Origin of the sequence: Schauerella aestuarii, from assembly GCF_009866805.1 — a bacterium.
Classification (GTDB): domain Bacteria; phylum Pseudomonadota; class Gammaproteobacteria; order Burkholderiales; family Burkholderiaceae_B; genus Schauerella; species Schauerella aestuarii.
On sequence record NZ_SIZW01000043.1, the window covers coordinates 416174 to 430525 of the forward strand.

At 62.8% G+C, this 14352-nt stretch carries 15 protein-coding genes; 6 read left to right on the forward strand and 9 right to left on the reverse strand.

Annotated elements, in window-relative coordinates:
* Positions 1–12: 12 nt before the first annotated feature.
* The 4 genes from EYW45_RS21235 to EYW45_RS21250 form a co-directional block, all read right to left on the reverse strand.
* Positions 13–294 (reverse strand): flagellar transcriptional regulator FlhD, encoded by a 282-nt coding sequence (locus EYW45_RS21235; RefSeq protein WP_161137447.1) that lies wholly within the window; start codon positions 292–294, stop codon positions 13–15.
* 166 nt (positions 295–460) lie between these two features.
* Complete coding sequence (locus EYW45_RS21240; RefSeq protein WP_328703669.1) at positions 461–1663, reverse strand: AAA family ATPase; 1203 nt, start codon at positions 1661–1663, stop codon at positions 461–463.
* Positions 1664–1767: 104 nt separating this feature from the next.
* Positions 1768–3441, reverse strand: a complete 1674-nt coding sequence (locus EYW45_RS21245) for a rhodanese-like domain-containing protein (protein WP_161137449.1) — start codon at positions 3439–3441, stop codon at positions 1768–1770.
* The gene (locus EYW45_RS21250; RefSeq protein WP_161137450.1) at positions 3438–4052 is read right to left on the reverse strand and encodes a cysteine dioxygenase family protein; all 615 of its coding nucleotides are present in this window, start codon (positions 4050–4052) and stop codon (positions 3438–3440) included. Before EYW45_RS21250 ends, EYW45_RS21245 begins: the two co-directional genes overlap by 4 nt.
* Positions 4053–4256: 204 nt before the next feature.
* Here EYW45_RS21250 and EYW45_RS21255 point away from each other — a divergent pair, with 204 nt between their 5' ends.
* From EYW45_RS21255 to EYW45_RS21280, 6 genes are all read left to right on the forward strand, one after another.
* Positions 4257–5126 (forward strand): transporter substrate-binding domain-containing protein, encoded by an 870-nt coding sequence (locus EYW45_RS21255; RefSeq protein ID WP_161137451.1) that lies wholly within the window; start codon positions 4257–4259, stop codon positions 5124–5126.
* Positions 5111–5866 carry an amino acid ABC transporter permease gene (locus tag EYW45_RS21260; RefSeq protein ID WP_407924947.1) on the forward strand — a complete coding sequence of 252 codons (756 nt, stop codon included), beginning with the start codon at positions 5111–5113 and terminating at the stop codon, positions 5864–5866. The genes EYW45_RS21255 and EYW45_RS21260 overlap by 16 nt, the downstream gene beginning before the upstream one ends.
* The gene (locus EYW45_RS21265) at positions 5856–6662 is read left to right on the forward strand and encodes an amino acid ABC transporter permease (protein ID WP_161137452.1); all 807 of its coding nucleotides are present in this window, start codon (positions 5856–5858) and stop codon (positions 6660–6662) included. Before EYW45_RS21260 ends, EYW45_RS21265 begins: the two co-directional genes overlap by 11 nt.
* Positions 6649–7551: an amino acid ABC transporter ATP-binding protein gene (locus EYW45_RS21270; protein WP_161137453.1), complete on the forward strand. Its 903-nt coding sequence runs from the start codon at positions 6649–6651 to the stop codon at positions 7549–7551. The genes EYW45_RS21265 and EYW45_RS21270 overlap by 14 nt, the downstream gene beginning before the upstream one ends.
* A gap of 65 nt (positions 7552–7616) precedes the next feature.
* Positions 7617–8861, forward strand: a complete 1245-nt coding sequence (metC, locus tag EYW45_RS21275; protein WP_161137454.1) for a cystathionine beta-lyase — start codon at positions 7617–7619, stop codon at positions 8859–8861.
* A gap of 98 nt (positions 8862–8959) precedes the next feature.
* Positions 8960–9802, forward strand: coding sequence for a PA4780 family RIO1-like protein kinase (locus EYW45_RS21280; protein WP_161137455.1), 843 nt, complete (start codon positions 8960–8962; stop codon positions 9800–9802).
* Here the strand turns inward: EYW45_RS21280 and EYW45_RS21285 are convergent, their stop codons facing one another.
* The 5 genes from EYW45_RS21285 to EYW45_RS21305 are packed head-to-tail and all read right to left on the reverse strand — an operon-like array spanning position 9803 to position 14308.
* Positions 9803–11290, reverse strand: coding sequence for a formimidoylglutamate deiminase (locus tag EYW45_RS21285; protein ID WP_161137456.1), 1488 nt, complete (start codon positions 11288–11290; stop codon positions 9803–9805). It abuts the gene before it with no gap.
* A 4-nt stretch (positions 11291–11294) separates the two neighbouring features.
* The gene (locus EYW45_RS21290) at positions 11295–12038 is read right to left on the reverse strand and encodes a HutD/Ves family protein (protein WP_161137457.1); all 744 of its coding nucleotides are present in this window, start codon (positions 12036–12038) and stop codon (positions 11295–11297) included.
* Between the two features lie 34 nt (positions 12039–12072).
* Positions 12073–12903 (reverse strand): amino acid ABC transporter ATP-binding protein, encoded by an 831-nt coding sequence (locus EYW45_RS21295; protein WP_161137458.1) that lies wholly within the window; start codon positions 12901–12903, stop codon positions 12073–12075.
* Positions 12900–13568 (reverse strand): amino acid ABC transporter permease, encoded by a 669-nt coding sequence (locus EYW45_RS21300; RefSeq protein WP_161137459.1) that lies wholly within the window; start codon positions 13566–13568, stop codon positions 12900–12902. Before EYW45_RS21300 ends, EYW45_RS21295 begins: the two co-directional genes overlap by 4 nt.
* Complete coding sequence (locus EYW45_RS21305) at positions 13565–14308, reverse strand: transporter substrate-binding domain-containing protein (RefSeq protein WP_161137460.1); 744 nt, start codon at positions 14306–14308, stop codon at positions 13565–13567. Before EYW45_RS21305 ends, EYW45_RS21300 begins: the two co-directional genes overlap by 4 nt.
* Between the last annotated feature and the right edge of the window lie 44 nt (positions 14309–14352).

The window sequence follows — 14352 nt, forward strand, 5'->3', positions numbered from 1 at the left end:
TTCGAGCGCCCGTTACGCGGTGGCAGCCGCCGGCGCGCCTTGGCGTTCTGCCACCAACGCATGTAAGGAATGCGCCAGGCCGCCCAGCAAATCTGCCGAATTGCTGTTCAGGGAGCACATCAACAGACTGGAGCGCGACACGCGCGCCAGTTGGTGCGGCGTCAATCCGGCGATCCAGTCCCGGGTGGCGTCCGACATCCCGCCGAGAATGTCGGTTTGCATTTCTGCGATCGCGCGGCGCACGATGTGAAGATAGGCCAGATTTACTTCTTGAATATCATCAAGCAACTGCATGCGGCTTCCCGGCATTTACGCTGCTCTTTGACAGCTTGATGTAAGTGTTCCCCAAGCAATTATTCCATATCTTTTAGTCATTCTTCATTACATTTCCCCGAAAATTGGGGACGTTGCCAGAAGTCCACGACGCCAACGGCGCTCCAACGCATCGTGCCGGATGTCGCTACCTATCGTGCCATTCGTCGTCCGGCACAGGGTCGCGGTCGTCGCTAAAATCGCCGCCTAACGTCAACCCGTCGATCCAGGTCGCACCCTTGGTTTTGACGACCTGCCGGAGCGGCACCCCGCCGTGCGTGGCCAAGGCGTCGGCCAGCGCTTGAGAGTGTGTCACCAACCAGACCTGCGTGCGTTGCGACGCGCGCACAATCAACCGCGCCAGGGGATCGATCAGGTCGGGATGCAGGCTGGTTTCGGGCTCGTTCAACGCGACGAATGCCGGCAGGCGATAAGCGAGCAGTGCCCCGCAAAGCGCCAGGTAGTGCAGCGTGCCGTCGGAAAGCTCCAGGGGCTCGAACACGCGCTGCGGATAGTCGGGGTATTGAAGGCCGAATGACGCATAGCGATGCGGCACCGGGATGACGAGACGGGCGCCGGGAAATGCATCACTGATGGCGTCGTCCAAATCCTGCTTGTCCTCTCGGATATGGGCCAAGGTGGCGAACACTGCGGCGAGATTGCCGCCGTCTGAGGCGAGGGTGGGTGCGGCCACGGCGAAGCAGTCACGTCGCAACATGGCATCTCGATCAGTCCGAAAGCCGTGGTAGAACCGCCAATCGAGCAACGTGCGCCGTATCAGTTGCAGCGCGGGGAAACGGTCCGCATCCTGCACGTTGGCGAGTGCCGTCTCGGAGGCCAGCAAGTCCATGGCCATCTGCACCTTGACCCCGTTTTCGTCCAGCAACGTCAGGGCGCCATTTTTCCTGTCCATCAACGTATAGCTGCGACCGCGCTGAAACTGGCGCAAGGTTTCCTGCTTGATGAGCGGTTCGTCATCGAAAGCTGCGCTGGTGGGGGCCTTCAGGCCCACCGACACTTCATATGCATACTCGACGCATGCCGTGCGGGCGTCTGCCAATTCCACCCGCAAGGTGAGCCGCACCGGCTTTCGGGACGATCGTTCGCCCGCATGCAGCACTGAAGCCATTCCACCTTCGGCAGCCAATTCGTGCGACAGGGTGCCGGCCGCCGCAGCCTGGATCAATTGAAGTGCCCGATACAGGTTCGTCTTCCCGACGCCATTGGCGCCGATGAAGACATTCAGGTTGGCGGTCGGCAGGGTGATGCGTTTGAGCGTCCGATAGTTTTCGGCGTGGATGGCGGAAATGACGAGTGGCATGGCGCGGCAGGCAACCCAGCGGTCGGGCACGGGAAAATGGACAATCCGCGAGCATACCGCCTCGCGGATCGTCCACGCTTTCCTTAGACCGCTCAACCAGATCCGCTCAGCTCGATCCGCTCAGGCCGATCCGATCAGGCCGTGGCCGTGATCGCGGCTCGACGATCGCCGTCGCGTGCGCGGCCTCGTACATTGAACGCCGTCACGGCGCCGGGTTGCGCCAACTGTTCGACCAGCCCAACCTCCCAATCGAGATACGCACGAAACGCGGCGTGTCGCTGGTCTTCCTCCGTGTAGGCATAGCCGCTATGCCACGCATCGTCTTCGCCGGTAAGGATGTGCTCACTTCCCGAGGCGGTGGGCAACTGGGCATCGAACCAGGCGCGATTGCCGCCCAGTACCGCGCGCGCCGCATAGCCATGGCGAAGTAATTCGGTCGCCACCACCTGCGCCAATACGCCATCGCTCGACGTGATGACGATGGCTGTGCCCGGCGTCAGATCCGCCAGCAAAGCGGGCAGTCGGCCGGCCGCCGCGAACTGCGCGCCTGCGATATGTTTGTCGCGGAAAGCGACGCTCTTTTCAACGTCGAATACTTTCAGCGTCTGGCGGCCCGCCGACGTGGCTTGCGTCACGGCGTGCAGGCTTTGCACATCGATCCACTGCGCTTGCTTGGCCGTCGCCGCACGCAAAATGCGGCGCGGCGTGTCGCCTGTTTCGAGCGGGGCGTTCGCGGCCGGGCGATGGAGATATACCTCGAATCCACCCAGCTGGGCCAGCCAGGCGGCGGTGGTGGGCGCGCGCACGCCATCCCAATCGGCCAGCACCACGCGCGCACCGCGGGTGCCGATGTATTCATCGGTGGCCTGTACCAATTGCCCGCCGGGCGCCCAGCGCCAGCCCACCAGATGGCCGGCGCGATACTCGGCCGCGTTGCGCACGTCGAACCGATACAAGGTGCGGGAAGCGTCGTTTTCGAACGCGGCCAAGCCTTGATCGTCGATGGTGCGCACACCCACTTTCTTCGCGAAGGCCGCTGCGTTGACGCGTGCCGCTGCAACGTTTTCCGCCGACGGTTCAGGCAGCGCATGCTCACGGCCCTGATCCAACGCATGCCCGTCGAGCAACCACGACATCGTGCCGTCCTTGAGCGAGACGACGGGATTGGGTACCCCGGCGTCGATCAGCGTTTGCGCGCCGATGATGCTGCGCGTGCGGCCCGCGCAATTCACCACCACCAGGGTTTCGGGATCCGGCGCCAGTTCGCGAATGCGGTAGGGCAGTTCGGCATTGGGCACGCTGTACGCGCCGGGCAGGCTGAAATTCTTGAACTCTTCGGGGGTGCGTCCATCGACGATGACCAGGTTGTCGCGGCGCGCAATGCGCTCGCGCAACGACGCGACGTCGATGTGCGGCGTGCCGGCTTCATGTTCGACGATCTCGCCGAACGCCTTGCTGAGCACGTTGACCCCACTGAAGACCTCGAAGCCTGCGGCTTCCCAGGCCAAGGTGCCCCCGGCAAGGATCGAGATGCGGCTGTAGCCCCACTCACGCAGTCGCTCGCGAGCGGTGTGAACGAGGCTTTCGTCGAGATCCGTGAGCACGATCGGGGTATCGAGGCGCGGGACCAGATGGCCGATGACCAGAGCCAGGTGCGCCAACGGCGCAGGGGTGGCGGCCAGCACGTGCTTCCGGGCGAACACGCCAAGATCGCGAACGTCGATGACGGCGAGCTCACCCTGGGCGTTCAACGCAGTGTGCAGGTCGTCAGGCGAAAGAATGGGGGCAAGGGCATTGGGGTGCGTCATGCGTGGCTCCGCTCGTCTTGCTTGGCGTGATAGGTGCGGTTGTAGTTGAGGACGCGTTTGTTATCGAGGTCGTAGCCCACGCGTTCAGTCAGGCGGTCCAATGCGAGGCCATACAAGTGGAAGTGGCGCGTGCCATGGTCGCCGAGCACATGGATGCTGTGGATGTCATCGGCGAGGAAGGCCACGTGACCGGCACCCGGGCTTACCACCACTTCGCGATCGAGACGCAGGTCGGCATGATCGTCGCTTGCGCCATCGTCCAGGCGCGTATAGATGCGGTTGAGTTCGTCGCCTTCCACGGCCACGATCACCGCCCAGGTGGTGTGATTGTGCGGCACGGTGTTTTTGCCCGGGTTGATGGCGTTCAGGTAAAGCGCAAACGTATCGTCTGCTTCCTTGTGAAGCAGGTAGCGGGTGGAGGCTTCCGGATCGCCCGGATCCGGCGACGTGAAGTCGTCGGCGCTGAAAAGGTGTGGTTGCGCCGCCAGTTGTTTGAGTTCGAGCGCGATCCGCTCCAGACTTGAATAGGTGATGCCGTCGCTTGCCGCGATCGCTTTGATCGCGGTCAGTGTCTGATCGACGGCCGCTTGCCGTTCGGGTTGCAGGGACACGATGAATTCTCCGTTAATGCCAGCGTTGTGGCCGCCAGGTGGCGCGGCACGCGACATTCAATATAGGTTCGTCGCCAGCCTGAACAAAATCGTTTTTAGGCATAAGCATCAGCGTATAAGCACACAAGTTTTTCGTCGTTCACAGCGGCCCGCATCGTCTTTAGGCTTGAGTGCCTTATCGCTTGACGGTCTATCGGCGCCCTTATGTCTACACAAAAATTTGGATTTACCCGCAGCGCGGTAGCGTTGACCCTGGCAGCAGCGTCAGCATGGCTGGGCAGCACGCCGGCACATGCCGACGACACACTCGATCGCATTAAAGAGCGCAAACGCGTCGTGATCGGTGTGGTGGTCTCGGGGGGGCCCTTTGGCGCGATCGATCCCGCCACGCAACAGCTCACAGGATTCAATCCGGAAGTGGCGCGAGGCTTGGCGCAAGGATTGGGCACTGATGTGGAGTTGGTGGCGGTGCTGCCGTCGAACCGCATCCAGTACCTGCAGCAAAAGCGGGTCGATCTGCTCGTGGCCAGCATGGAGTGGACCGAAGAGCGGGCAACGCAATTGACGTTTGCACCCACGCCGTACTACCGCAACGGTGGCGCGGCCATCTTCAGAAAAGACAGCGGCATTACCCGTTGGGAAGACTTGGCCGGCAAGCCCGTCTGCCTCTCTCAAGGCAGCAATTATGGCAAGCCGCTGACGGAGCAATACGGTGCCCAGCTCAAAGGGTTTCGCGGCGCTTCCGAATCTCTCCTGGCTTTGCGTGGCGGCAATTGCGTCGCGGCTGTCCATGACGGCACCTTGATCTATCGCCTGGTGGAAGACGACGCCGAATGGAAGGGCTACGCCGCCCCATTCGATGAGCTGATTCCGTCACCCAGCGTGGTGTGGGTGCGCCCTGGCGAAAAGGATACTGCGCAAGCCGTGGATCGGGTGATCCAGGGGTGGCATCGCGACGGCTGGCTGATCGCGACCGAAAAAAGAGTCGGCATCTCGCGGCCGTCGGCGGCACTGGTGGAGTTGCAGGGTGCCGCACGAGCGCAAGCACCGTTGCCGCAGTGGGCGCAGAAGTGATCGATGCGGTCTTCGCACCCGTCGTGGCGTTCTTCAAGCCGCTTGGGTTGAACTACGCCTTTCTGCTCGACGCGATGGATCGGCAGGCGTTCTGGCGCGGAATGGGGGTCACGCTCGAACTTTGTCTGCTGGTGATCCCGTGCAGTCTTGCCGCAGGCGTGCTGATCGCCGCCGCCTTGACGTCGGGACGCCGATGGCTGGCGCTCCCCACCCGGGCCTTCGTGGAGGTCACGCGTAATACGCCGACCCTGGTGCAACTGTATTGCGCCTTTCTCGTGCTGAACATGCTCATCACGCAGCAATTGCATCAGTACGGCGCCAACCCGCTGACCCCGCTGATGTGGGTGGTGATCGTGGTGTCGCTGCATAAAGGCGTGTTTCATGCCGAGGCCTTGCGGGCCGGCATCGAGGCTGTGCCGCGCGTCACCTTGGAGGCGGCAAGGTCGCTAGGCTTTTCCAGACGTCAGTTGCTGTGGCGCGTGGAATTGCCCCTGGCCGTGCGATTCGCCTTGCCCTCGCTGATCAACAACCTGGTGGATCTGGTGAAGATGACGGCCGTGGCGTCGGCCATCGCGGTGGGCGATGTGACGTACGAATCGATCATGATCTGGACGCAGCGCGACAACGTACTCGAACTGCTGTTGCTGATCCTGCTTTATTTCGGCCTGCTCACCTGGTTGGTGAGTGTGGTGGGGCGCTGGCTTGAAACGCGACTGAGGATGCCGGGTTATGGCCAATGATCTGACATTGCCGCACGGCGCAGACGGCGTAGATATTTCTCTGTGGCGCAAGCCTTGGGCGGCGTCGGCGATCCTGGCGGTATGTGTGATCACATTCTGGGTCACCACCGGCACGACGCCTGCGGCCGTCGCATATCTATGGCAGTGGCTGCCGGCGCTGCTGCGAGGGTTGTGGGTAAATATTCAGATCAGCATGCTGGCAATGGCGCTGGGCACCTTCGTGGGATTGGCGATCGGCGCGCTATCGCTCTCGCCGGTAGCCGCATGGCGCGTGAGTACGCGTTGGTATGTGAATCTGTTTCGCAACGCACCGGTTCTGGTGCTGATCTATTTCACGACCTACGCATTTCCGTTTGAAGTCCGCGTGCTGAGCTGGACGTTTGCGTTTCCGGATTGGCTCAAGGTTGTGTTGGGTTTGGCATTGCCCACGAGCGCAAACGTAGCCGAGATCTTTCGCGGTGCGATTCAATCGATCCCCAGCGCGCAGTGGGAGGCTGCCCAGTCACTTGCGTTCAAACGCCGCGAAATCTTCCGCCTGATCGTGCTGCCGCAATGTGTGAGGCGGATGATGCCGCCGTGGATGAACCTCTACGCGAGCATCACCATGAGTACCGCTCTGGCGTCGCTGGTGGGCGTGCACGATCTCGTCGATACCGCACAGATCGCCAGCAATACCGTGTCGCGCACCGACTTCACCATCCTCGTGTATTTCACGCTGCTCGCCCTTTTCTTTGCCTATTGCTATCCGATAGCCCGCGCGACCCGCGCTCTGGAGCGACGTCATGACCGCCACTGAACGCTTTCTCTATCCCGTGCCGCAGAAAGGGACTGGCGCGGCTGTCACCCACGGCGGGGCGGATCGCTCACCGGCCACTCCCCTCGTACAACTGCGCGACGTGCACCTGGCGTTTGGTGCCAATGAGGTGCTCAAGGGCATCGATCTCGAGGTCGGTCGCGGGCAGGTCGTGTCGATCATCGGACCGTCGGGCTCCGGCAAATCCACGATCTTGCGCACGTTGACTGGCCTGCTGCGGCCGCAACGCGGTGAGATCGTCGTGGGCGGCACACGGGTCGACACCTTGAAGACCGAAGCCGAATTGATCGCACTGCGCACGCGGGTGGGGTTCGTGTTTCAGCAGTACAACCTTTTTCCGCATCTCACCGTGCTTGAGAATCTGGTGATTGCTCCTGTGCGGGTGCTGGGGCGCAGCCGTGCCGATGCCGAACGAGAGGCGCTGACGTTGCTCGATCGTGTGCGGTTGTCGAACAAGGCGCAAGCCTATCCCGGCGAGCTCTCCGGCGGCCAGCAACAGCGGGTGGCGATCGCGCGGGCGTTGGCGATGAAGCCCGAACTGATTTTGTTTGACGAGGTGACGTCGGCACTCGACCCCGAAACCGTGGGCGACGTGCTCACTGTGATCCGCGATCTCGTGGGTGACGGAATGACCTGTGTCCTTGTCACGCACGAAATGCGTTTCGCCGAGGAAGTGAGCGATCGCGTGTACTTCACCGAAGCGGGGCACATCGTCGAGCAGGGACCGCCCACGGCCATCTTTCAACATCCCGCCAGCGAGCGCACGCGCGCGTTCCTGCAGCGCACATTGGGGCAGGGCGTGCGCGCCGCCGCATCTGCGCCCAATCCATTTGCCGCCGCCAAGCGCGAGCGCCTTTGGGTGTCGTACTGACCGTACGCCACGCCACCCGCCGCGGCGTGTGCCGTGGCGGCCGAACGTTTCAAGGAATGCTTCTTATGTCTCAGCCCACATCCGCAACCCCCTATGCCATTCATCGCGACCGCACCATCGGCGACGCAACCCGTCTGCTGCATGCCGGCGCGCCCGCACTGCGGGAGGGCTCGGGACCCGTCAACGTACCCGTGGTGCGTACCAGCACGGTGCGCTTTGAAAGCGTTCAGGCCCACGAGGACCATCATCATCGCCGGGCGGCGGGCGAACCGGTGGCCACTTATGGACGCCATGGGCTCGACACGCATCGTGCGCTGGAAGAGGCCATTCTCGGTCTGGAAGGGGGCCACCGCGCGTTCCTCGCGCCCTCGGGTTTGTCGGCAATCGCGTTGGTGCTGGTGGGGTTGCTCTCGCCGGGCGATCATGCGCTGGTGGCCGATAGCGTGTACTCGCCCGTGCGCCGCGTCGATCGCACCTTGCTGCAGCGGTTGGGGATCGAACTGGAATATTTTTCGCCCGCCCATGACGACCTGGGGTCGAAAATCCGAGCCACGACGAAGCTCGTGTATCTCGAGTCGCCCAGTTCGCTGCTGTTCGAGGTTCTGGACCTGCCGCGTCTGGCGGCGCTCGCGCATCAGCACGGCGTATTGGTCGCCACCGACAATACCTGGAGCGGCGGCTGGTTCTACAAGCCGCTCGCGCTCGGCGCCGACATCTCGATTCAGGCCGCCACGAAGTATATCGCCGGGCATTCGGATGTGATGCAAGGTGTGGTCGTGGTCGACAGCCCCGCACTGGCGGAAAAGATCGGGCTGGCCTATGAGGCACTCGGGCTGTCGGTCAGTGCGGACGATGCCTATCTGGCACTGCGCGGGGTGCGCACGTTGCCGATCCGCCTGGCGCAACATCAGCGGCATGCCACCGAAATTGCCGAATTTCTGCAAACGCAGGCCCAGGTCGAGCGGGTGTTCTATCCCGCGCTATCCACCGATCCTGGCCACGCCTTGTGGCAACGGGACTTCACGGGGGCGAGCGGACTGGTGTCGTTTGCGTTTCGGGACGGCGATCTGGCAGCGGCGCATGCATTCGTCGATGCCCTGCGTTTCTTCGGGATCGGCGCGTCGTGGGGCGGTTACGAGAGCCTGGCTTTGATCGCTGCACCCGAGCGCCTGAACGAGCACAGCTATTGGCAGGGCACGACGCCGGTGGTGCGCTTACATATCGGACTCGAAGATCCTGCCGATCTGAAAGCCGATCTGGCACAGGCGTTCGAGGCGGCTGCAACACGGCGAGAACGTGTGGCTGCATGAGCCAGGCGCTGCCCATATAATCGGGCAATGATCACAATTTCTCCCCTGTGCATGACCGCCCACACGCCTTTCGCGGCATCCCTGTCGCCGGTGCGCCCATGAAAGTCCCCAAGCGCCTGGCGCCGTTGGTCGAAGAGGGCCTCATCGATGAGGTGATCAGCCAATTGATGAGCGGTAAGGAAGCCACGGTGTTTGTGGTGCGCAGTGGTGACGATATCCGCTGCGCCAAGGTCTACAAGGATGTGCAGCAGCGCAGCTTTCGCAAGGCCGCTTCGTATCGCGACGGTCGCAAGACCAAGAACAGCCGCGAAGCGCGCGCCATGGAAAAAGGCTCTCGCTACGGGCGCCAGGTGCAGGAAGAATCGTGGCAAAACGCCGAGGTCGACGCTTTGTTTTTGCTGGCCAACGCCGGCGTGCGAGTGCCGCAGCCCTATATCTGTACGGATGGCGTGCTGCTCATGGAGCTCGTAACCGATGAGAACGGCGACGTGGCGCCCCGTTTGGGCGACGTTGACCTGAGCGAAGCCGATGCGCTCACGCTGCATGGACAGCTGTTGGATCAGGTGGTGCTGATGCTATGCGCCGGTGTCATCCATGGCGATCTATCGGAATACAACATCCTGTTGAGCCATGCGGGGCCCACGATCATCGATTTGCCGCAGGCCGTGAACGCGGCCGGCAATAGCGAAGCCCAGGTCATGCTCGAACGCGACGTGGATAATCTGGCGACGTATTTTTCACGCTTCGCGCCGCAGTTGCTGACGATGCATTACGGCAAGGAAATCTGGCGCCTGTTCGAGGCGGGTGCCTTGGTTCCCGGCGTGGCGCTCACCGGTCACGTCGACATCGACACCACACCCGTCAAGCTCGATGAGCTGATGGACGAGCTCGAAGACGCGCGTTTCGAGCACGAAGCCATGCAACGCGGCGAGCCGCGATAATCAACGCCCCATCGCGCCCAGCAACGCGGCTCGCGCCGTCACGAAGCTTCTGACGTCGGCGTCATGGCGATGGTGCCGGCCCGCCCGTACCCGCTGCGTGCCCCCGGTCCACACTTCCGCAATCGCAGAGGTGCGGTGGCTGCCGAACACATGACCCGACAGCATGTCGGCAGGCGCAAGTCCGGCGAGCGCGGGGTGCTGCGCATCGAGCACCACCCAATCCGCAGCGGCCCCCACCTGCAAGCCGCCTTGTCCTCGGCCGACGTGTCGCTCGCCGAGGCCTTGCGGCTCGCCCCGTTGCGAGCTGCCGTGTTGCAGGACGCCTCGTTGCACACCGCTCGATGCGCGGCCGGCCGCTTGGGCGCCACCGGCGACGGCAGCGTGCGTCATGGCTTCCGCCACATGCGGATGGGCCGGTGTGGCGAGCACATTGCGCTGGCGTGTGGCCCAGCGTTGGCTGTACTCGAGTAGCTGCAATTCCTCGGCGGCGTTCACGCACGCGTGGCTGTCCGACCCTATGCCCCACTGGCCATCTCCGCCAGTCCAAGACGCCATATCGAAAATGCCGTCGCCCAGATTGGCCTCGGTGCTGGGGCACAGGCCCGCGATCGCGCCTGTTGCGGCGGCGCGGCGGGCTTCGAGCGGCGTCATGTGCGTGGCGTGCACCAGGCACCAGCGCGAACTCAGGTCAGTGTGATCGACCAGCCAATCCACCGGGCGTTGACCGCAGAAGGCCACGCAATCGTCGACCTCCCTGGTTTGCTCGGCGATGTGGATGTGCACGGGTGCCGTGGGATCGATGGCATCCAGCATCGCGAGCGCCGCCTTCAAGGCATCGGGCGTGACCGCGCGCAGCGAGTGCGGGGCGAGGCCCAGTCGAGCGTCCTGGCTTGCACATAACGGCGCCAGACGTTCGAGCAGGCGCTGCATGCTGTCCACATGGTGCCCGAAGCGGCGTTGGCCGCTGGAGAGCGGCGCGCCGCCGAAGCCACTTGCCTGATACAGCACCGGCAAGAGCGTCATGTGGATGCCGGTGTTGCCCGCCGCGCGCAGCAGCGCTTGCGCGAGCAGCGCATCGTCCAGATAGGGGTGGCCGTCGGGATCGTGATGCAGATAGTGAAACTCGCACACACTGGTATAGCCGGCCGCCAGCATCTCGCCGTAAAGATAGGTGGTCACCGCCTCTACCTGTTCCGGCGAAATTGCGTTGGCAAAACCATACATCAAGGTGCGCCAGCTCCAGAAGCTGTCGGCCGCTTCGGCGCGATATTCGGTCAGGCCCGCGAAGGCGCGCTGAAAGGCATGCGAATGCAGATTGGTGATGCCCGGCAGCACCGGGCCTGCGGCGCGCATGGCATCGGGTGGGCAATTGGCATTCGGCGCAATCTGCGTGTAGCAGCCGCGCGTGTCCCACTTCAAAAGAACATCACGCGCCCAGCCCGTGGGCAGCAACGCGTGATCGGCAAACAGGGTGTGCGAAGAGGACATCGATTTAGGGTGCTGCAAGAAAGGTGATGCGAACGACGATCAGGGCGGCGCCCGGCGTAAGTGGCGCCAGATGCAGACTCGCAGCGCGCTCATGTGAGTGTTGGAGGCGTGAATCCATGTGAGATGCTTCTTGATGAGCTGAACGTTCATCAGGCAAAGCGTCCAGACGGGAATCGCTGTACGCGCCCTGGCCAGCGGTCAATGTTGCCGTTGCAACGGCATCGCCCGGGCCGGCGACGCGCCACGCGCCGCGTGCAACGAGGTGCAATGTCACCTTTCGGTTCGATGACGGCGATGCTTCTCCAAGGGTCGCGCTCGTGGTCATGATCTCGACCGTGGCGTGGCATCGCCCACGACGCGTCATCACGTTCAGCACGCGTGCCGCATCGCCGTCTCCGTTAACGGTTCCTGCACCGCCGTCTGCCCAAGCGGCATCCAACGCGATGCCGCCGTCGAATGCAAACGGGACGAGGGCCTGCTCAAGGCGATGATCGACCGCACCGTCTTGTGCGGCAAGCCGCACGCCACGTCCATCGAGCAAGGTGATCTGCCGATCGATACCAGGAAACGCTGAGAACGGTCCCGGTTGCGCAATGGTGGCCAGGCTCACGCGGGCGTCGAAGGCGTGGTTCGCTTCAGCGCCGGTTGCATCCGATGCAACCAACGCCAGCAGTTCGCACGTGGTGCCGCCGCCGTTGCGCCATGGCACGGCTGCGCATGTTGCGGCGTCGAATGAGATCCAGGGCACAGCGCGGTCGTTGATCCGATGCATCACGTTGGCGTCAACCCAAGGGGGTCGCCGCAGCGGCGGCGTCTGCTGAAGCCGCGGGCGGCAAGGCGGCAGCCACGCTGCCTTGTGCGCTTAACACCGCGTGGAGAAACTCCCGCGTACGGGCTTCGCGCGGTGCGGTAAAGATGACCTCAGGCGCACCCGACTCGATGATGCGCCCCGCGTCCATCACCGCCACGACATCGGCCACGTCACGCGCAAAGCCCATTTCGTGCGTCACCACCATCATCGTCATGCCTTCCTTGGCGAGGAGCTTCATGACCTGCAGCACCTCGCCCACGAGTTCGGGGTCGAGCGCGGAGGTTGGCTCGTCGAACAGCATGACCTTGGGTTCCATCGCCAATGCGCGCGCGATGGCCACGCGCTGCTTCTGACCGCCGGACAGGCTGCCCGGCATCGCGCCCGTCTTGTCTTGCAGGCCGACTTTGGCGAGCAGCGTCATGGCGAGCGCGTCGGCTTCGGCGCGCCGCATGCCACGCAAGGTGCGCGGACCCACGGTCACGTTTTCGAGCACCGACAGATGCGGGAAGAGGTTGAACGATTGGAAGACCATGCCAACTTGCGTACGCAGCGCATTCAATTGCACTTCGGGCAGCAATCTACCGTGCTCCAGCAGCGCGCGGCCATCGATCTCGATCGTGCCTTCCTGTGCCACTTCGAGTCCATTGCAGCAACGCAGGAGGGTGCTTTTGCCTGAGCCGCTGGGGCCGATCACCACGACCACTTGCGAGGTTGGCACACTGAAGTCGATGCCTGTGAGCACCTTGTGACTGCCGTATGATTTGTGCAGGTCGCGGATGCGAATCATGTCTGGCGTGCTCATTGCACCATGCCTCCAGCGCGTAACCGGTTTTCGATGTAGCGCAAAATGGTTGTGGTGATCGTGGTCAGGACGAGGTACACCAGGGCAATCACGAGATAGGTTTCGAGCGAACGGTACGACACGGCAATGATCTTCTGACCTTCATGCATCAGGTCGTGGATCGTGAGCAGCGATACCAGTGCCGAGTTCTTGATCAGCGCGATGAACTCGTTGCCCAGCGGCGGAATCATGCGCACCACGGCTTGCGGCAGGATGATGATGCGCATGGCCTGACCCGATGACATCCCCAGGGAACGCGCCGCTTCCGCCTGGCCGCGATCGATCGACTGAATCGAGCCGCGCACGATCTCCGACACATACGCGCCCGAGTACATGGCCAGACCCAGTACACCGCACGCGAAGGCCGGCAGCTTGATGCCAAACTGCGGCAAGCCGTAGAACCAGATGAACAGCTGCACCAGCAGCGGGGTACCGCGAAAGCACAGCAGGTAGAAGCTGCACAGCCCGTACACCACGCGCCGCTGCGGATTGAGGCGGCCGATGCCGACCAAAAGGCCGATCACGCAGCCCAGCAGCAGCGCGAACGCCGTGATTTCGATGGTGACGAGGGCGCCGCTGGCCAGCGACTCCCAGTCGGCGAAGACGGGAGAGAAGTCCAGATTCATTGTGCCGGGGCCTCAAACCACTTTGCGACGATCTTGTCGTACGTGCCGTTCTGCTTGATCGTTTTGAGTGCGACGTTCAAGCTTTGCGTCAGCTTCGGTGTGTTCTTCGACACGGCGATGCCATAGTCTTCCGTGGTGATCTGCTCGTCGAGTACCGTCAGATCCTTGGTGCTTTGCGCGAAGAGCTTGGCGGCGGGCTTGCCCGTCACGGCAGCATCGGCACGGCCGATCTGCACCAGGTTGAACATCTCCTGATTCTTCTCCACTTCCACACGCTTCACGTTGGGAAATTGCTCTTTCAGGAAGTTGACCGACTTTGTACCCACCTGCACCGAAACGCTCTTGCCCTCTAGATCTTTCAAGCTCTTGATCGGGCCGTCTTTTTTCGTCAGGACCACCAGCCCACCGGCATAGTAAGAATCCGTGAAGTCGACCACTTTGCGGCGTTCGTCGGTGATGTAGATGGCCGAGACGGCGATGTCGGCGCGGTCGGCCAGCACGGCAGGAATCAGACCCTTGAAGTCGACGTCGATCCACTCCACCTTTTTGCCCATGGCTTGACCCAAGGCTTCGACCAGTTCGATATCGAAGCCGGTACGTTTGCCGTCGCGGACGAACTCCATAGGCGGGAAGGTGGCGTCGGTGACGGCGCGGAGCGTGTCCTGGCCATGTGCAACACCGGCGGAAGCGGCGAGCGTGAGCGTGGCGATAGCGGAGAGAAGACGGCGGCGGGTCAGCATGGGGAAGTCCTTCAGGCAAAGGGAGGGAAAAATGTGTGTGGGTG